Annotated in this window: 16 protein-coding genes; 6 read left to right on the forward strand and 10 right to left on the reverse strand. The window is 65.8% G+C overall.

Translation table 11 applies throughout. The features are described 5' to 3' along the window. Together A9971_RS07285 and A9971_RS32775 are read left to right on the forward strand one after the other, a co-directional pair. The coding region (locus A9971_RS07285) for an MFS transporter (RefSeq protein ID WP_183001968.1) at window positions 1-1,467 on the forward strand (1,467 nt) is incomplete at its 5' end. 66 nt (window positions 1,468-1,533) lie between these two features. Continuing rightward, on the forward strand, window positions 1,534-2,391 hold the full coding sequence (locus tag A9971_RS32775; RefSeq protein ID WP_220802912.1) for an alkaline phosphatase D family protein: 858 nt from the start codon (window positions 1,534-1,536) through the stop codon (window positions 2,389-2,391). A 25-nt stretch (window positions 2,392-2,416) separates the two neighbouring features. Here the strand turns inward: A9971_RS32775 and A9971_RS07295 are convergent, their stop codons facing one another. Both A9971_RS07295 and lysA read right to left on the reverse strand, forming a co-directional pair. Next, window positions 2,417-3,070: a hypothetical protein gene (locus tag A9971_RS07295; protein WP_183000402.1), complete on the reverse strand. Its 654-nt coding sequence runs from the start codon at window positions 3,068-3,070 to the stop codon at window positions 2,417-2,419. A gap of 188 nt (window positions 3,071-3,258) precedes the next feature. Next, on the reverse strand, window positions 3,259-4,491 hold the full coding sequence (gene lysA / locus A9971_RS07300) for a diaminopimelate decarboxylase (RefSeq protein WP_011060616.1): 1,233 nt from the start codon (window positions 4,489-4,491) through the stop codon (window positions 3,259-3,261). Between the two features lie 129 nt (window positions 4,492-4,620). Here lysA and A9971_RS07305 point away from each other — a divergent pair, with 129 nt between their 5' ends. Together A9971_RS07305 and A9971_RS07310 are read left to right on the forward strand one after the other, a co-directional pair. Continuing rightward, window positions 4,621-5,565: a LysR family transcriptional regulator gene (locus tag A9971_RS07305; RefSeq protein ID WP_015635101.1), complete on the forward strand. Its 945-nt coding sequence runs from the start codon at window positions 4,621-4,623 to the stop codon at window positions 5,563-5,565. A 192-nt stretch (window positions 5,566-5,757) separates the two neighbouring features. Beyond that, window positions 5,758-6,060, forward strand: coding sequence for a hypothetical protein (locus tag A9971_RS07310; protein WP_015635102.1), 303 nt, complete (start codon window positions 5,758-5,760; stop codon window positions 6,058-6,060). 132 nt (window positions 6,061-6,192) lie between these two features. Here A9971_RS07310 and A9971_RS07315 read toward each other — a convergent pair whose 3' ends face one another. The 3 genes from A9971_RS07315 to A9971_RS07325 are packed head-to-tail and all read right to left on the reverse strand — an operon-like array spanning window position 6,193 to window position 8,777. After that, window positions 6,193-7,371, reverse strand: a complete 1,179-nt coding sequence (locus tag A9971_RS07315) for an acetyl-CoA C-acetyltransferase (RefSeq protein WP_077935048.1) — start codon at window positions 7,369-7,371, stop codon at window positions 6,193-6,195. 11 nt (window positions 7,372-7,382) lie between these two features. Further along, window positions 7,383-8,042, reverse strand: coding sequence for a CoA transferase subunit B (locus A9971_RS07320; RefSeq protein ID WP_011060620.1), 660 nt, complete (start codon window positions 8,040-8,042; stop codon window positions 7,383-7,385). 36 nt (window positions 8,043-8,078) lie between these two features. Beyond that, window positions 8,079-8,777 carry a CoA transferase subunit A gene (locus tag A9971_RS07325; RefSeq protein ID WP_011060621.1) on the reverse strand — a complete coding sequence of 233 codons (699 nt, stop codon included), beginning with the start codon at window positions 8,775-8,777 and terminating at the stop codon, window positions 8,079-8,081. A gap of 152 nt (window positions 8,778-8,929) precedes the next feature. On the opposite strand from A9971_RS07325, the gene A9971_RS07330 reads away from it, so the two are divergent. Further along, window positions 8,930-9,832, forward strand: coding sequence for a LysR family transcriptional regulator (locus A9971_RS07330; protein ID WP_015635104.1), 903 nt, complete (start codon window positions 8,930-8,932; stop codon window positions 9,830-9,832). 3 nt (window positions 9,833-9,835) lie between these two features. Here the strand turns inward: A9971_RS07330 and A9971_RS07335 are convergent, their stop codons facing one another. Both A9971_RS07335 and A9971_RS07340 read right to left on the reverse strand, forming a co-directional pair. After that, window positions 9,836-10,678, reverse strand: coding sequence for an NAD-dependent protein deacetylase (locus tag A9971_RS07335; protein ID WP_183000403.1), 843 nt, complete (start codon window positions 10,676-10,678; stop codon window positions 9,836-9,838). 83 nt (window positions 10,679-10,761) lie between these two features. Further along, window positions 10,762-11,727 carry an AraC family transcriptional regulator gene (locus A9971_RS07340; protein WP_183000404.1) on the reverse strand — a complete coding sequence of 322 codons (966 nt, stop codon included), beginning with the start codon at window positions 11,725-11,727 and terminating at the stop codon, window positions 10,762-10,764. Between the two features lie 159 nt (window positions 11,728-11,886). Between A9971_RS07340 and A9971_RS07345 the strand changes: the two genes are divergently transcribed. Then, a complete protein-coding gene (locus tag A9971_RS07345) occupies window positions 11,887-13,086 on the forward strand; it encodes a CynX/NimT family MFS transporter (RefSeq protein ID WP_183000405.1) in 1,200 nt (399 codons plus the stop codon). Here the strand turns inward: A9971_RS07345 and A9971_RS07350 are convergent. The 3 genes from A9971_RS07350 to A9971_RS07360 all read right to left on the reverse strand — a co-directional run bounded on the left by A9971_RS07350 (window position 13,076) and on the right by A9971_RS07360 (window position 18,494). After that, on the reverse strand, window positions 13,076-14,707 hold the full coding sequence (locus A9971_RS07350) for a methyl-accepting chemotaxis protein (RefSeq protein WP_183000406.1): 1,632 nt from the start codon (window positions 14,705-14,707) through the stop codon (window positions 13,076-13,078). The genes A9971_RS07345 and A9971_RS07350 overlap by 11 nt on opposite strands. 212 nt (window positions 14,708-14,919) lie before the next feature. After that, window positions 14,920-17,145, reverse strand: a complete 2,226-nt coding sequence (locus A9971_RS07355) for an LTA synthase family protein (RefSeq protein WP_123473154.1) — start codon at window positions 17,143-17,145, stop codon at window positions 14,920-14,922. Between the two features lie 278 nt (window positions 17,146-17,423). Continuing rightward, on the reverse strand, window positions 17,424-18,494 hold the full coding sequence (locus tag A9971_RS07360) for an AbrB family transcriptional regulator (RefSeq protein WP_041752151.1): 1,071 nt from the start codon (window positions 18,492-18,494) through the stop codon (window positions 17,424-17,426). Between the last annotated feature and the right edge of the window lie 76 nt (window positions 18,495-18,570).

The raw sequence follows: 18,570 nt of genomic DNA on the forward strand, positions 1-18,570 counted from the left end.
CCCCAAGCCGCCCCCCAGGAAGCCCTTGCGCCCCGTGCGCGCTGGGCCCTGGCCAGCCTGTCGCTGGCGATGCTGATGCCGTCCCTGGACACCAGCATCGCCAATGCCGCGCTGCCGAGCCTGGCCCAGACCCTTGAGGCGTCGTTCCAGCAGGTGCAATGGATTGTCCTGGCCTACCTGCTGGCCATTACCACCCTGATCGCCAGCGCCGGGCGCCTGGGGGACCAGTGGGGCCGGCGCCGGGCGCTGCTGGCGGGGATAGCCCTGTTCACCTTGGCCTCGCTGTGCTGCGGCCTGGCCCCTGGCCTGGGCTGGCTGCTGGCGGCCCGCACGCTGCAAGGCCTGGGGGCGGCGGTAATGCTGGCCCTGAGCATGGCCCTGGTGGGTGACGCGCTGCCCAAGGCCCGCACCGGGGCCGCGATGGGCTGGCTGGGCAGTATGTCGGCCCTGGGCACCACCCTGGGCCCGGCCCTCGGCGGCCTGATACTGGCCAGCGTCGGCTGGCGCTGGATGTTCCTGGTCAATGTGCCCCTGGGGTTGGTGGCGCTGTTACTGGCCTGGCGTTGCCTGCCGCCGGACCGGCCTGTGGCGTCGGCCAGTGCCTTCGATGTGCCGGGCAGCCTGCTGCTGGCCTTGAGCCTGGGCGCCTATGCCCTGGCCCTGACCCTGGGGCACAACTTGCTGGCGCCGTTGAACCTGGGCCTGCTGGTGGCCAGCGTGGTCGGGGTCGCGCTCTTGGTGCGTGTCGAGCGCCGGGCCGCCGCGCCGCTGTTCCAGCCGGCCCTGCTGCGCCGGCCACAACTGCGCAGCAGCCTGTGGCTGAGCCTGCTGGTGTCGACGGTGATCATGACCACCCTGGTGGTGGGGCCGTTCTACCTGGCCCGGGGGCTGGGGCTCGGGAGCCTGGCAGTGGGCCTGAGCCTGTCCCTGGGGCCGCTGGTGGCGACCCTGTGCGGCGCCCCCGCCGGGCGTCTGGTGGACCGTTATGGTGCCCGGCCGCTGTCCCGGCTCGGCCTGCTGGGGTTGTGTGGCGGCCTGGGCCTGCTGGCGCTGCTGCCCCGGAGCCTGGGGCTGGCAGGCTACCTGCTGCCGCTGGCCCTGGCCACCGCCAGCTACGCGCTGTTCCAGGCGGCCAACAACAGCCTGGTGATGCGTGATGTGGCGCCGCAGCAGCGCGGGCTGACGGCGGGGTTGCTGAGCCTGTCGCGCAACCTCGGGCTGATCAGTGGCGCGGCGGCCATGGGCGCACTGTTCGCCTGGGGCTCGGGGCCGCAGGCCGGCGTCGAGGCAGTGTCCCGTGGCATGCACTGGACCTTTGGCGTGGCGGCGCTGCTGATGCTGCTGGCCTTGCTCAGCGCCGGGCGCAACCGGCTGTCCGAGGACGCCGGCTCGCCCTTCATCAGTCGTCTGCTGGCGCACAAACCCACCTACATGATCCTCGACGACCACGAGATCGAGGACAACTGAACGCAGGACCGCATCGACAAGAACGGTAGCAAGCGCACCCTGTTCAACTGGGCGATGGGCGCCTACATGAGCTACCAGTGGAGCCATGGGCCGCGCTTCGAGGACAGCCATGTGCAGAACCGTGCGATGTCCGGCAACGATCAGTACCTCAAGCACCGTTCGGTCAAGCAGCTGTTCTACGACTTTTCCTGTTCCAACTACCCGTTCTTCGTGCTGGATACCCGTACCCAGCGCTTTGTCGATGATGTGCCCGGCGCCCTGCAGGACAACCACCTGCTGGGCCGACCCTCACTGCACCCGGCCGAACCCGGCCAGTTGGATCGCTTGTGCGCCTGGTTGCGGCATATGCAGGAGGACCGGGGCAACACCCCCAAGTTCGTGGTGACGTCCAGCGTCTTTGTACCCAATGGCGTGGATACCGCGGGCGAGGGCCCGCGCTACGAGCGGCGCAAGAACCAGAGCGACTCCTGGTCGGCGTTTCCCAGCACCCGCAGCACCGTGCTGGAAACCATCGCCCTGTACCAGGTGCAGAACGTGGTGTTCCTGTCCGGCGACATTCATTGCTCGAACATTTCCCGGTTGCAGTTCAGTGGCGGAGCCCAGGGCATCAAGGCTTATGCGGTCACCTCGTCAGCCTTCTATTGGCCGTTCCCCTTTGCCGACGGCGACCCTGCCGGCTACGTGCATGACTCGCGCGCCCCCCAGACCCCGGACAGCTTTGCCCTGAAAAATGTCCCGGGCACCATGGACTACCGCACCTGGGCCTTTACCCAGGCCGACAACTTCGCCCGTCTGGACCTGCACCCCGACACCGCCGAAATGCAGGTGCAGTTCTACGGCACCGACGGCGAGCCCCTGGTGACCCGCAAGCAGGACGATAGCGTCAACGACCAGACGGAGCGGCTGCAACTGATGCCCTGGTAGCGGGGCTGGCCCGGGTGCACCTGCTCTAGTGGCCTGTCACATGGAGTTGGTGCAGATGGCTCACCCGCCCGAGAAACATCATCTGGCGCATGTACATCGCCACGAGCAGGGCCAGGACGCTAAAGCCGTTGAACCCGGGATGCTGGGCCATGGACAGCGCCCCACAGGCGCTGAAGCCGATTTCGATCAGGGCCAGGGCGATACAGCCGGTCAACAGGTTTTGGCAGAGGCTGACCTCCGCCATCGCCTTGACCAGGGTCTTGCCGGCGCCGTCATCTGCCTGGATGACTTCATCCAGTTGCCTGGTCACCGCCTTCCACCTGGCGAAGCTGGAGGATGCCGGGGCATCTGCCAGGCCTACCAGCGCCGCCAGGAACCTGCAGCGGTTCAGCGTAGCGATGGATAGCCAGTCCCAGAGCGGGGCGAAGCCGGTGAAGACGATACCGGACACGTAGCTGAGGATGATCAACACGAACAACAGGGCGCCGCCGAGAATATCGGGGGTTTGCAGCTGTTCGTGGGGGTACTTGAAGGCCAGGACGATCCAGAACGCCATGCCCGGGCAGATCCGCGCAATCAGATCGTAATAGACGCTGGGAATGAGGTTGAGGATCGAGGTGAGCCCGCTGCCGCCCTCGCTCTTGCCAGGCTCTTTCTTGCCCTTGTCTGCTTCGCACATGGCGCTCTCCCTTGCCCAGGAACTCCTGGCTCCTAACTCTTAGTTCAAGGGGGGAGCGTTGTCCACGGAACGGGCTGGACAAGCACTTTCAGTGCTGCCAGGGCAGGGGGGCGCCTCGAACACGCGGTTGGGCGAACACAGGGCCTGGGTGCCCTGTGTCCCTTTGCCGGTCAGTACCCAGGGGCGGCTTACAGCCCCAGTTCCAGCGCCAGCAGGTCCGCCAGTGGCTGGCGGCGGCGGATCAGTTTCGGCTGGCCGTTCTCGAACAGCACCTCCGGCAGCAGCGGGCGGCTGTTGTAGTTGGAGGACATGCTGGCGCCATAGGCGCCGGTGTCGTGCAGTACCAGCAGGTCGCCGACCCGGGCCTGGGGCAGGGGGCGCGGGGTCAGGCATTCGTCGTCCTGGGTGAAGATGTCGCCGGACTCGCACAGCGGGCCGCCGACCACGGTCAGCTGTTGCGGGCGCTCCACCGGGTGGCCGGCGGCGTCCAGCAGGCTCATGCCGTGGTAGGCGCCGTACATGGCCGGGCGCATCAGGTCGTTGAACCCGGTGTCCACCAGCACGAAGTGATGCTGGCCGGCGGTCTTCACCACCCGCACTTCGCTGACCAGGCAGCCGGCCTCGGCCACCAGGAAGCGCCCCGGTTCGATCTCCATGCGCACGCCGTGGCCCAGGTAGGCCTCGATCTCCTGGCGCGCCACTTTCCAGGCATTGGCGTAACGCTGCACGTCCACCGGGGTGTCGCCCTCGCGGTAGGGGGTGGACAGGCCGCCGCCGATGGAGAAGGCCTCGAGGTCGTGGTCCAGGGATTTCACCGCCGCCACCATGGCTGCGCCCACCTGTTCCAGGTGGTCGTAGTCGACCCCGGAGCCGATGTGCATGTGCAGGCCCACCAGGTGCAGGCCATGCTGGCGGATCACCGCCAGGGCTTCGCTCATCTGGTCGTGCCAGATGCCGTGCTTGCTGTTTTCGCCACCGGTGTTGGTCTTGCGGCTGTGGCCGTGGCCGAAGCCCGGGTTGATCCGCAGCCAGACCCGGTGCCCCGGGGATTTCTCCCCCAACTGGCGGAGCATGTCGATGGAGCCGGCGTTGACTTCCACCTGCAGTTCCACCACCCGGGCCAGGGTGGCCTCGTCGAACAGGTCGCAGGTGAAGACGATGCCGGCATCCACCGGGCTGAAGCCGGCCAGCAGGGCGCGTTCGATTTCCCCCAGGGACACCGCATCGACCCGTACCCCAGCCTCGCGGATCAGGCGCAGCAGGTGCAGGTTGGACGAGGCCTTCTGGGCGTAGCGCACCACGTCGAACGCCTGCAACTGGGCGATGCGCGCCTGGATGGTGGCGGCGTCATAGCACCACAGTGGAGTGCCGTACTGGCGGGCGGCGGCGACAAGTTGAGCGGGGGAAAATGGAATGGCCATGGCGAATGCAATCTGTGATCAGTGGGAATGGAGGCAGCATGCCCGTTGGCGGCTATTCAAGAAAATATCTATTCTTTGCCAAGATATTCATATTTGATATGGGCTGGTTGATTAAGCGAGTTTCCCGCCATGGACATCTCCCTGCGGCACATCGAAGTGTTCCGCGCCATCATGCAGGCCGGCAGCGTCACCGGCGCCGCGCGCCTGCTGTTTACTTCGCAGCCCACCGTGAGTCGCGAGCTGGCCCGGCTGGAAACGCTTTCCGGCTTGCGCCTGTTCGATCGTGAAGGCGGGCGCCTGCTGCCCACGGCCCAGGCCCTGCTGTTGCTGGAGGAAGTCGAGCGGGCCTATGTGGGGCTGGAGCGGATCAACAGCGTGGCCCAGTCGATCCGCCGTTTCGAGCACGGCCAGTTGAGCCTGAGCTGCCTGCCGCTGTTCTCCCAGACCCTGCTGCCGCCGGTGTGCAAGCAGTTCCAGGCGCAGCACCCGGGCATCGGCCTGAGCATCACCGCCCAGGAATCGCCGCTGTTGGAAGAGGCCCTCAGTGCCCAGCGCCATGACCTGGGCCTGACCGAAAGCGAGCACCTGCCCCGGGGCACCCAGGGCGAACTGCTGTTCTGCGCCGACATGGTCTGCATCCTCGCGGACGACCATCCGCTGCTGGCCAGGCCACGGCTGGCGCTTGCGGATTTTCGCGGCCAGGACTTCATCAACCTCTCGGGCCTGGATATCTACCGCCAGACCCTGGATGAGCATTTTCGCCAGGCCGGGGTGGATCGCCGGATAGTGGTGGAAACCACCAACGCAGCTTCGGTGTGCGCCATGGTGCGCCAGCGGCTCGGGGTGGCGATCATCAACCCCTTGAGTGCCATGGAAGAGGCCGGGCGCGGTCTGGCGATCCGACCGTTGCAGCTGTCGGTGCCCTATCGGGTGATGCTGATCCGCCCGGATTACCGGCCCTCGTCGAGTTTTGTCGAGGGTTTCAGTGAAGCCCTGCGCACCCAGGCCAAGGCACTGCAAGAGCAGGTCGGGCGGATAGTGCAGGGAGGGCAAGGGGTGAATCGCTCAGGCTGATGGGGGCGTGGCCCAATGTTCAGCTTGTTGGTGAAGAGGGTGCGTTGGCGCTTCAGGGAAACATGTCCCTCTCGTATGGCGGCAGACAGTTACCGAGGATAGCCCTGCGGTCGGCTGATCTTGTGACAAGCCTCAGGTGCAGGCCCGGACCGTAGCGACTCAATCCCCTGACCAGTTCTGGAGTCAAATAAAATGCCTATTGCCATTCACGCACGCAACAACACCGCCGCTGCGCAGCAAGTCGCCATCAGGAATACCGCCCAGGGCAACAACCTGGCCAACGTCAACATACCTGCCCAGGGCAACGTGGTTCTTTATGTCCTGCAAGCGGATGCCAGTGCCGACCTGTATCTGATCTGCAATGCCAATGCTGCCCAGGCTGCCCAGTTGAGCGTCGTCTACCAGGGCCATAGCAGTGTGGTTCAAGACAGCGACTGGGCCCGCCAATGGACGGTCGATGGTGCCGTGGATGGCGTACAGCTGGACCTGGCATAGCGGGAAAAACTCGCTGGCAAAGACCATCCTGCGCACGCCTTGCCCGTAGGAGCCAGCTTGCTGGCGAAAGCGCTCTCACGGGCGCCTTCGCTGGCAAGCCAGCTCCTACAAGGAGGGCGGTTTGCGCGGAGGTTAGCGCTCGATCGCCAGGGCCACGCCCTGGCCGCCGCCGATGCACAGGGTGGCCAGGCCCTTTTTGGCATCACGCTTGATCATTTCATGCAGCAGGGTCACCAGCACCCGGCAGCCCGATGCACCAATCGGGTGGCCGATGGCGATCGCACCGCCGTTGACGTTGACCTTGCTGGCGTCCCATTCCAGTTCCTTGGCCACCGACAGCGACTGCGCGGCGAAGGCTTCGTTGGCTTCGATCAGGTCCAGCTGGTCCAGGGTCCAGCCGGCCTTGTCCAGGCAGCGGCGAGTGGCCGAGACCGGGCCGATGCCCATGATCGCCGGGTCGACGCCGGCGTTGGCGTAGGCAGCAATTTTTGCCAGCACCGGCAGGCCCAGGGCCCGGGCCTTGCTGGCGCTCATCAGCATCACCGCAGCGGCGCCGTCGTTCAGCGCCGAGGCGTTGCCGGCGGTGACGCTGCCGTCTTTCTTGAACGCCGGCTTGAGCTTGGCCAGGGCTTCGGCGGTGGTGCCGGGGCGTGGCTGCTCGTCGGTGGCGAAGGTCAGCGGCTCGCCCTTGCGTTGGGGAATCTGGATCGGGGTGATCTCGTCGACAAAGCGCCCGGCCTCGATGGCCGCCGCGGCTTTCTGTTGGGAAGCGGCGGCGAAGGCGTCCTGGGCTTCACGGCTGATGCCGTATTTCTCCACCAGGTTCTCGGCGGTGATGCCCATGTGGTAGTCGTTGAAGGCATCCCACAGGCCGTCGCTGATCATGGAGTCGACCATCTGGCTGTGGCCCATGCGCAGGCCGGTGCGGGCGCCGGGCAGCACGTAGTTGGACAGGCTCATGTTTTCCTGGCCGCCGGCGATGATCACCTCGGCATCGCCGCAGCGGATGGCCTGGGCGCCCAGGTGCAGGGCCTTGAGGCCGGAGCCGCAGACCTTGTTCAGGGTCATGGCGGGTACCGCGTGGGGCAGGCCGGCCTTGATCGCGGCCTGGCGGGCGGGGTTCTGCCCGGCGCCGGCGGTGAGCACCTGGCCCATGAGTACTTCGTCGACCTGGGCCGGGTCGATGCCGGTCTGGGCCAGCAATTGGCGGATGACCGCGGCGCCCAGGTCAACGGCGGGAATGTTCGCCAGGGAGCCCTGGAAACTGCCCACGGCGGTGCGGGTGGCGGCAACGATTACGACGTCTTGCATGATGGGGCTCCTCAGGCGAACTGCATTTCAGGCACGTGGTCCGGCACGATCAGCTTGCCGGCGGTCTTGCTGACGATTTCCTCGACGCTGACCCCGGGGGCGCGCTCCTTGAGGATGAAGGCGCCGTTCTCGATCTCCAGGTACGCAAGGTCGGTGAGCACGCGCTTGATGCACTGGGCGCCGGTCAGCGGCAGGCTGCAACGGCTGAGCAATTTGGATTCGCCGTCTTTCGAGGCGTGGGTCATGGTGACGATGATGTTCTCGGCACCGGCCACCAGGTCCATGGCGCCGCCCATGCCCTTGACCAGCTTGCCGGGGATCATCCACGAGGCGATGTTGCCCTGCACGTCCACTTCGAAGGCGCCGAGCACGGTCAGGTCGATATGGCCGCCGCGGATCATCGCGAAGGATTCGGCGGACGAGAAGATCGAGGCGCCGATGCGCGCGGTCACTGTCTGTTTGCCGGCGTTGATCATGTCGGCGTCGACTTCGTCCTCGGTGGGGAAGGCGCCCATGCCCAGGAGGCCGTTTTCCGATTGCAGCATGACTTCCATGCCGTCGGGGATGTAGTTGGCCACCAGGGTCGGGATGCCGATGCCGAGGTTGACGTAGAAGCCGTCCTGCAGTTCGCGGGCGACGCGCTGAGCCATTTGTTCGCGGGTAAGAGCCATGTTTGTTGTCCTTTTAGTCGGGCTGGGGAAGGGCGATCACTTGCGCACGGTGCGCTGTTCGATGCGCTTCTCGAAGGTGCCGCAGATGACCCGGTCGACGTAGATGCCGGGGGTGTGGATCTGCGTCGGGTCCAGCTCGCCCGGTTCGACGATTTCTTCCACTTCGACCACGGTGATCTTGCCGGCGGTGGCCGCCAGGGGGTTGAAGTTCTGTGCGGTGTGGCGGTAGACCACGTTGCCGAAGTGATCGGCCTTCCAGCCCTTGACGATGGCGAAGTCACCGGTGATGGACTCTTCCATCAGGTAGGTGCGGCCCTTGAATTCGCGGGTCTCCTTGCCGTCGGCCACCGGGGTGCCGACGCCGGTGGCGGTGAAGAAGGCCGGGATCCCGGCGCCGCCGGCGCGCATTTTTTCCGCCAGGGTGCCCTGGGGGGTCAGTACCACTTCGATCTCGCCGCTGAGCAACTGCTTCTCGAACAGGGCGTTTTCACCCACGTAGGAAGCGATCACCTTGCTGATCTGGCGGTCTTCCAGGAGCACGCCCAGGCCGAAACCGTCGACCCCGCAGTTGTTGGACACCACGGTCAGGTCGCGGGTACCGCGGCGCTTGATCTCGGCGATCAGGTTTTCGGGGATACCGCACAGGCCGAAGCCGCCGGCGATCACGGTCATGCCGTCTTGCAGACCTTCCAGGGCTTCCTCGTAGGACGCCACGCGCTTGTCGAAACCTGCCATTTGCACCTTCCTCTTTCTTGTTCGTTGGCGGCTGGCCAGCCGTTTGCGGGCCAGTGTTGCGCTGCGGGATTGATTTGTTAAGTTGATTTTTAAGGTTGATTGATTGGAAAAGCAGCATAATCCAGGGCGGCATACACCCAAGAGAATGGCAGATGACGGTTAAACAGATACGGGCATTTCTGGCCGTGGCCCACAGTTTGAGCTTTGCCCTGGCCTGCGAACGGCTGCACCTGTCGCAGTCGGCCCTGAGCCTGACGATCAAGGCGCTGGAGGAAGGTCTGGGTGGGCGCCTGTTCACGCGCAATACGCGCAATGTGGCCCTGACCCCGGAAGGCGAGGCCCTGCTGCCCCTGGCGCGGCGTCTGATCGCCGACTGGGACAACGCCGAGGACGAACTGCGCCAGCGTTTCACCCTGCAGCGAGGCCGGGTGACCCTGGCGGCGATGCCGTCCTTTGCCGGCAACCTGCTGCCGCCGATCCTCAAGCACTTTCGGGCCCGCTATCCCCAGGTCAACGTGACGGTCAACGATGTGGTCAACGAGCAGGTGCTGGAGATGGTCCGTGATCGCGAGGTGGAGCTGGGGGTGGCGTTCGAGCCCCAGGACAGCACCTCGCTGGTGTTCACCCCGCTGTACATCGACCGCTTTGTCGCCGTGGTGCCCCGGGATTCGCCCCTGGCCCGGCGCAGCGAGATCGACTGGCAGGCGCTGTTGCAGGAGCCCTTCATCACCTTGCAGCGGCCGTCCACGGTGCGGGTGATGCTCGAAGATCACCTGCGGGCACGGGGCGTGCAACTGCCGGTGGAGTTTGAAAGCCACCAGTTGGCGACCGTGGGGCGCATGGTCGCCAGCGGCCTGGGGGTGAGTGCGGTGCCGGCGTTGTGCGCCCAGCAGATGCGCGAGCTGGGCGGGCACTGCCTGACCCTGCATGATCCGGTGGTGGAGCGGGCCATTGGTGTACTGACCAAGCCGGGGGACGAGCTGTCCACCGCGGCCCAGGCGCTGTTCGACATCCTGCGCGAGGAAAACCTCGGCCAGCGCCTGGCGCTACTCTGAGGCTCAACGCAGCAGACGTTCGGCCAACTGGGGCAGCAACAGGTCACAGGGCTCGCCGAGCTTGAGGTCCAGCAGCTCGTCGGCGCGGGTCTTGCCGAAGTTGATGGCCAGCAGCGGCTTGCCTTGCTCGGCCACGGCGCGGCACAGGCGGAACGCCGAATAGGCCATCAGCGACGAACCCACCACCAGCAGGCCTGCGGCTTCGTGCACGGCGCTCAAGGCCCGGGCCGCGGTGGCCGCGGCCACGTTCTCGCCGAAGAACACCACATCGGGTTTCAATCGCGAGCCATTGCAGTAGGGGCAATGGGGCACCTGGAAGCGTTCCTCGAAGGCCGGGTCCAGCAGGGTGTCGCCGTCCGGCGCCTGCACCGCGTCAACGCCGGCCAGGTAAGGGTTGTGCGCCTCCAGTTGCTGCTGGATGGCCTCCCGCTGGCTGCGCTGGGCGCAGTCCAGGCACAAGACCCGCTGCAGGCTGCCGTGGAGCTCGATGACCTCCAGGCTGCCGGCCTCGTCGTGCAGCGCATCGACATTCTGAGTGATCACCCCGGCGATCCGGCCTGCGGCCTGCAATTGCGCCAACGCCTGGTGCGCGGCATTCGGCCGGGCCTGGCGAATGCGCGGCCAGCCGAGCATGGCCCGGGCCCAGTAGCGGCGACGGGCGTTGGCCTCGCTGACGAACTCCTGGTACATCATTGGCTGCTTGCCGCGGCGCACGCCTTCGCTGTCGCGATAGTCGGGGATCCCCGACGGGGTGCTGATACCGGCGCCGGTGAGGACCATGAAAGGCTTGTCGTGCATGGCGGTGGCGAGTTGTTCGAACGGAGGGGCAGTGGGGCGATCGATCATGGGCTGCGCTCGTTTCCAGTGGCCAGGGACGCTTACCAGAAATAGACGCAAAGCCCTCGTGGCGCCAGTGTTTTACCCAAGATTCAGCGCCGGGGGCTGAACACCGACTTGGGTGATTTGCCAAAGAACCGGGTAAAGGCCGCGCTGAAGTTGCCGGGAAAGCGGTAGCCCACCTGATACGCCGCCTGGGCCACCTGACACCCGCCTTCCAGCAGGCGGTGGGCATGGCCCATGCGGATTTCCAGGAGCATGCGCTGCGGCGTGGTGTGGTAGTGCTCGCGCAGGCCCTGCTTGAGCTTGAACTCGTTGAGACCCACAGCGGCGCACAGGTAGGCCACGGTCAAGGGCTGGTGCATCTGTTCGAACATCAGGTCGCGCACCCGCTGCAGCCGTTCAAGATCGGCGGCCTTCAGGCGCCGGCCCGGGACGGCAGGGGCGGGTGCCAGGGCCTGCAATTGCAAGGACAGCAGGCTCAGGGCGTGGATATGCAGCTCCAGCGTCGGTGGCTGCTGCAGGCCCAAGGGTTGGGCCAGTGCACTGAGATGGCCGGCACTGGCCCGGGAAGTGGGCCCGCAGGCCAACAGTTGCAAGGCGTCCTGGCCCAGCAACTGGTGAGCCCGGGCGGGGCCCAGGTACTGCTGGAGCAGGGCTTCGCCCACCAGCAGGCGCAGTTGCGCCACCGTTTCATTGGCGCCATAACGGCGTTCGCCTCGGCTGGCCTGGAAGGCGGTGACGGTGGTGTGTCCGGCGCGAAACGCCAGGCTCGAACCCTTGGCATCCAGGTAGCCCGAAGTACCTTGCAGGGCGCAGGTGATCACCAGTAAGCGGCCTGCGTGGCAACTGCTGGCCTCCTCGATCAAGGGGCGATTGGGGTGATAGCGCGAGCGCACCAGGGTCAGGCCCTGAGCCAAGGGCAGGCTCTCGAAATGGCAATCGCCCAGAATCTCGGGCAACTGCTGGCGTGACCCGCCGCCCGGGGCCTGGCTGTGCTCGCGTGGTGCGTGGCACGGCAAGCGATAGGACTGGGAAGAACCGGGTGCAACGGCCATGTTCGCGCTCCTGCAATGGATGTTCTGCGTTTGCCATGGGAATGGATCCGTTTCCCATATGAACACGCATGATAAGCATTCTCGCTAAAAAGTAAGCTGTTTCCCAAGCAGGGGCGAGCCTCGCAATCTTGCGGCGCCCCACCTGCAAAGGAGCAAGCAATGAACCTGCAGAACTTGAAAACCGCCGGTCCCCGGGGGCTCTGGCTGCGCACGGTACTGGTGTGTGCCATGGGTCTGCCGATGCTGATCTTCTACGCCATCGGCACCCTCGGGCCCTTGCTGATCGCTGATCTTGGGGTGGCGCCCCACTGGCTGGGCTGGCTGGTGATGAGCGCTTTTGGCCTGGCGGCATTGCTGTCTTTGTGGGCGGGGCCGCTGGTGAACCGGCTCGGCACTCGGCGGGCCCTGGCCTTGCTGTTCTGGGCGACCCTGGCGGGGTATGGCCTGCTGGTCAGCCTGCCGGGATTTGCCGGGGTGCTGCTGGCCCTGGCGATCTGCGGAGTGGCCCATGCCCTGGCCAACCCGGTGACCAATCTGCTGGTGTCCGAGTGTGTCGAGGCTCGTAGCAAGGCCGCGGTGGTGGGGCTGAAACAGTCTGGGGTGCAGCTGTCCGCGCTGATCGCCGGCCTGTTGCTGCCGCCTCTGGCCGGGTCTCTGGGTTGGCGCGCGGCCCTGGCCTGCCTGCTCCTGCCGACCTTGCTGCTGGCCCTGTGGGGGCCAAAGGTGGCGGCGGGCAGCGCAGCGGGCAAGACCATGAGCCTGAAGATTCCCCGGCCGAATTCACGGCTGGCGCTGCTGCTGAGCGTGCAGTTGTGTGTCGGCCTGGTGCTCTCGTCCTTCGTGACCTTTCTTGGGGTATTCGCGGCTCGCCAAGGGATGGCGGTCGGCGAGACCGGAGCCATGGTCGCCGGGTTCGGGGTCATGGGCATCCTGGCCCGGACCTTGTTGACGCCATTGGCGGCACGTATGGCCGAGGAATCCTGGCTGCTGCTGACGTTATTGCTCCTGGCCAGCCTGGCCCTGGCGGTGACTGCCCAGGCCATGCCCCAGGCGCACTGGCCCTTGTGGTTCGGCGCCCTGGGCATGGGCTTGACCGCCGTGGCCACCAATGCCATCGCCATGAGCATGCTGCTGCGCGATCCGGCCTTTGGCAGCCCGGCCGCGGCCTCGGGCCTACTTTCGGCGGGCTTCTTCGTCGGGTTCGCCCTCGGGCCAGTACTGTTCGGTACCGTGCAACAGGGCGCGGCGGGTTTTGCCAGCGCCTGGCTGATGCTGATTGCGGTCCTGCTGCTGGGGGCGGGGCTGAGCCTGATGCTGGTGCGTGCCCGAGCCCTTCAGCCGGCCAGCCCTAGAGCCTGAACACGTTCACCTGCTGCTCCAGGTTTTGCGCCAGTTGCTGCAGGGAGCGGGCGGTCTCGGTGGTTTCCTCCACGGCCTGGCTGTTCTGCTGGGACATCTGGGCAATGCGCTCGACGTTGCGCGCCACATCCTGGCTGGCGGCGGTCTGTTCCCGCAGGGCCAGGGAGATCTGGTCCACCACCCGCACCACATTGCCGGAGGAGGTGCGGATATTGACGATGGCCTCGCCGGCCTGCTGGGCCTGTTCGACGCCGCTTTTCACCTGATTGACTCCGACGTCCATGCTGCTCACCGCTTCCCGGGTGCCCAGCTGGATCTTGTCGACCATCTCGGTGATCTCCTGGGTCGAATTGGCCGTGCGCTGGGCCAGCAGGCGCACTTCATCGGCGACCACGGCAAAGCCACGGCCTTGCTCGCCGGCCCGGGCGGCCTCGATGGCCGCATTGAGGGCCAGCAGGTTGGTCTGCTCGGCAATGCCCTTGATCACACTGACAATGCTGGAGATCTGTTCGGCATGCTGGCCCAGTTCACCGATCTGGGTGGCCGAAGCCTGCACGGTCTCGGCGATCAGGCGCATGCTGCCCAGGGTGTCCTGGATCACGCTGCCGCCTTCCTCGGACTGGCGCCCGGATTCGCTGGACAGGGCATGAGCGTCCCCGGCGTTGTCCGCCACATGGTTGATGCTCACCGTCAGTTCTTCCACCGTGGCGGCCATGGATGAGGCCGAGTGGGACTGTTCCTGGGCCGATGCCGAGAGCTGCAGCGAGGCACTGGAAATGCTCTGGGAGGCGCTCACCAGTTGCTCGGCTCCCAGCTTGATCTGGCTGATCATCGACCGCAGGCGCTCCTGCATGGCGGCGAAAGCCTGCTGCAGCTCGCTGACTTCATCGCGCCCCTGGGTGCTGATGCGGTTGTCCAGGTGGCCGGCGGCGATGGCCTCGGCCACTTCCACGGACTGGCGGATGCGTCCCACCAGGTTGCTCGACAGCGACCAGGCAACGAGCATGGCCAGCAGTGCCGCCAGCATGCCGCCGCCGAGCAGGATCGCCAGGGCCGAAGCCTTGGCGTTGTCCATGGCCTGGCTGCGGGCGTCCTGCAGGCTTTTTTCCGCTTCGCGCAACTCACTGGTGAGCTGGCGCATGGCGTCCATCTTGGCTTTGTCGCGGCCGGCGCTGATCTGCGCCGCCATGGCTTCGGCAGGCCGGCTTCCGGCATTGATCGCCCGGCGCAGGGCCAGGTTGCCCTGGACGTCGTCTTGCAGCCACTGGTCGTGAAGGGCCTTGAGTCGCTCCAGGCGCGCCTGCTGTTCGGGGTTGTCAGCGGTGCTGCTCTTGATCCGGGCGTAGTAGTCGGTAAAGGCTTTTTCGCCTTGCTCCAGAGGTTCGAGGAAGCTGTCGCGGCCGGTCAGGGCATAACCGCGCATGCCGGTCTCGATATTGATCAGGCTGCGCAAGAGGGCGTCGGACTGGTTCAGCACTTCATGGCTGTGGATGGTGCTTTTGACGCTGCTGCTGACTTGATCGAAGCCGCGCAGGGCCGCCAGCACCAGCAGCAGGAGGATCAGCAGGACGACGCCGAAACCGGCATAGAGCTTTTGCGAAATGCTCAGATTGGAAAACATAGGAAGGACCGCTCCTAAACCGTTGACTGAATGCTTCACAGGGGCGTGCCTTGATGAGGCAGCGTGATAGCTCAATGATGTTTAAATGACATCAACGGTCCGACTTTTCCTGTACAAAAAAAGTTTCATGTACAGGAAAATATTTTTGCGGGGCATGCAGAAGGGCGCGCCGAGCATCGCCCCAAGCGGGGCGGCTCGGCGTGCGGCAGGGGTCAGCTGGAGTGGGCGTTGCTGTCTTCTTCGGGGTCGTCGCTTTCGGTCTGCCCCGGCAACTCGGTGATCACGCTGAAGTCGCTGACTTCCACTGCCCCCAGGCCATAGCCCAGCAGGTGGAAGGAGAAGGCCTTGCGGGTTTCCGGGTTGTCGAAGCTGAAGTCCATCTGCAACGGCTGGTCGGGTGTGACCAGCATTTCTTCCGGCAGGCCCAGGGGCACGTCCTGTTCCAGTTCCTTGCCCTTGAGCAGGATGTAGGCATTTTGCTGCGGGTCGGCGGAGCGCACGGTGAAGCGCACCCGGGTCTGGGAGCCCTTGGGCATTTCCAGGTACTGGGCGCCGATCAGGTTGTCGGCCCAGTCGTCCTTGATCTGTGCCTGCAGCGGGATGATCGCCGGGCTGCCGAACTGGTAGTGCTGGTTCAGCGGCGACTGCAGCAGGCTGCGGTCCAGGTTCGCCGCACGCGCGCTGATCTGCCGGGCCCGCAGGCCGCCGTACTGGCCTTGCAGGCTGGCGCTGTCGGCGATGAAACCGGGGCTGGCGTAGTAGCGGCAGCGCTGTTGGAAGTCGCACTCGGTGAAGGTGCCCTGGCCATCGTGGTAGCGCAGCTTGCCGTTGGTGTAGGACATGATTTCCCGGCCCTGGGCATAGTCGCGCAACAGCGAGCGGCCGCTGAGGCTGGCGGGCACCGGCAGGCCGAAGTAGTCCAGCACCGAGGCGCTGAGGTCGACGTGGCCGTAGGTGCCGGACTTGAGATGGGGCAGCAGGTCCTGGTCCGGGGCGAGCATCAGGTTGAAGCCCCAGGACGAAGCCAGGCGCACGCCGTCGATGCCGTGGGACTCATCGGAGGTAATGATCACCAGCGTGTCCTTGAGCACGCCCTTGCGCTCCAGGCCCGTGAGGAACTGGTCGATGGCGTCGTCCAGGTAGCCCACGGCGGCCTGCTTCGGCGTCTCATAGCGCTCCAGGTAGTCCTCGGGCGCCGAGTAGGGCTGGTGGGTGCCGACGGTCAGCAGGGTGAGCATCCACGGCTTCTTGTTCTTCTTCAGCTGGTCGACATAGCCCAGGGCGCCTTCGAAGAAGGCCTTGTCGTCCTTGCCCCAGGGGAACTCCAGGTAGTTGTCGTTCTTGAACCACTCCAGGCCGTGGGTCGAATCGAAGCCGATGTGCGGCATGATCTTGTCCTTGGCCATGAAGCGCAGGCCGGCGCCCTGCAGGTAGTGGGTGTTGAAGCCGAACTTGTGCATCTGCGCCGGCAGGCAGGCCTGGTTGCGCTGGCTCTGGGTGAGCATCTCGACGCCCTTGGGGGTGCCGTTGTCGAGCTTGTCGTAGTCGCCGCAGAGCATGGCGTACAGGCCGCGGATGGTCTGGTGGCTGTGCAGCACGTAGTCCGGGGTGTTCATGCCACGCTCGGCCCAGGCGCTGAGCTTGGGCATCAGGTCTTCCTGGTAGCGGCTGTTCAGGGCTTCGCGGTTGGTGCGGATATAGGCACCGGGAATGCCTTCGAGGGTGATCAGCAGCACGTTGCGCGCGCGGCCTGCGCTGGGCAACAGCGGCTGGCCTTCCAGGTCCAGGCGGGTGAGCCCGGCCATGGGTGGTGGGACATCGGCGACGTCGCCTTGCAGCCAGTCTTCCACCTGCATCTGCGCCTGGCCGGTGGCGGTGGCCAGGGCCTGGTGGGGCAGATTGAACAGTTGCCACTGGTCGGCTTCGCTGGGCTTGAGGTACTGGATGCCGCCGTGGGCCACCAGCAACAGCGCCGGCAGGCTCCAGCTATGGCGCGGCAGTGCCGGGGGGAGCACTCCGCGGTGGGCGCGCTGGACCACCAGCCACAGCACCAGCCCCAGCAACAGCGCCAGGCCCAGGTCCGGGTGGGTCAGGCCGCCGCCGGTGGAGTTGCCGACAAACTGCGGGTCCACCAGGTAGTGCAGGTCGGCGAGGTTGGGCATGCGCCCCACGGCGCTTACCAGCTCGGCGCTGACCAGGGTCAGCAGGGCCCAGACCAGCAGCACCGGCAGCGCCAGCCACCAGGGCCGGCGGTATAGGAGTACGGTCAGCAGGCTGGCGCTGGCCAGGTCCGACAGATAGCCCAGCGGGTTGGACCAGCCCAGGGCCAGGCGCGCGCCCATGGGCAGCAGCAACAGCAGGCCGAACAGGGCGCACAGGGGTGCAAGAGGGTGTTGTAGGCAACGACGGATCAACTTCACAAATAACCTGCCTGTCATCAAATCTTCACGCAAATGTGCGCGATCTTAACAAGAGCTGACGGCAAGACGTTTCTTAATCGTCAAGGAAAGACCTGGGGGCGGGCTTTGCGAATCGCCCTCACTAGACTGTGGAAACCGTGCAAAGCCCCAGCTTATAAGGCTGGCGGCGAACAGGGGCAGGTTTCACACCGCTTGGATTTACTATTTCAGGTTGTTAAAAAAATGTGCCTTGGGTGCTGATGCCGATCAATCAAGGGCAAGCGCTGTAGGGGGGGCAGGGGAGCTTGCTCCGGCACCTATCGCGACCACTTGATGATCAGCCGGGCGAAAAACGCGCCGCTGACAATCACCGCGAACAGGCGCAGGGTCTGCATCGCCAGCACCAGGCCGACATCCGAATGGGTGTCCACCGCGATGATCGCCATGGCGTCCAGGCCGCCGGGGCTGGTGGCCAGGTAGACTGAGAGAAAGTCCTTGCCCATCCACAGGGCCAGCCCCCAGGCAGAGAGGGCACAGAGGGCGATCAGCAGCAGGGCGCCGCCGATCATCGCCGGCAAGTGGCCGAACACATAGCTCAGGGTCGGGCGGTCGAAGCGCAGGCCGATATAGCCGCCGATGGCGCCGTAGGCACAGGCCAGCAGCCAGGATGGCAGGCTGATCTGCAACAGCCCGCTGACCTGCAGCGCGCCGCCCAGCAGCAGCGGCACCAGCAGGGCCCCGGCAGGCACCCGCGAACCCAGGAGCACACCGCAGACGATCGCCACGATGCTCAGGCCAACATTCGGCAGGCTCATGCCGTGCAGGGCCATCTGGCTGGCGTGGGCCTCGCTGCCGCTGGCCGGAGCGCCGATCCAGTGGCTGACCAGGGCCCCGACCATCACCACGCACACCACCCGCACGTACTGCATGGTGGCCACCACCCGTGAGTCGGCGCCGAACTCGTCGGCCATCGACACCATGGCCGAGGCCGCACCGGGCGCCGTGCCCCAGGCCGCGGTGCTGGCGGCAATCGCGCCGAAGCGCACCAGCACCAGGCCCACCAGGGCGCTGAGGCTGACGGTGAGCAGGGTGGCCACCAGCATCACGTGCCAGGACTGGAGCATGGCCGTGAGCACGGCGAGGGTCATGGAGTGGGCGGCGAGCATACCCACCGAGCCCTGGCCCAGGCGAAACGCCAGGCGCGGCACGCGGATGCTGGCACCGCACACGCCAAACAGGATCGCCGTGAGCATCGGCCCGAGAAACTGCCCGGCGGGAATCTCCAGGTACTTGAGCAACTGGCCGCTGATGCCGGCCAGCAACAGCCAGGCCGGCCATTGCAGCGCCTGGGGCCAGGTATTCAGGGATAGACGAAGCGATGGCGACAAGGGACGACTCTCCAAGACGCTGGCCACTCCTGTTGCGGGAGCGGTAAAACCTGCGCCGGAGCAAATTATTGATAGC

Source organism: Pseudomonas sp. UME65 (genome assembly GCF_014170225.1).
GTDB classification, from domain to species: domain Bacteria; phylum Pseudomonadota; class Gammaproteobacteria; order Pseudomonadales; family Pseudomonadaceae; genus Aquipseudomonas; species Aquipseudomonas protegens.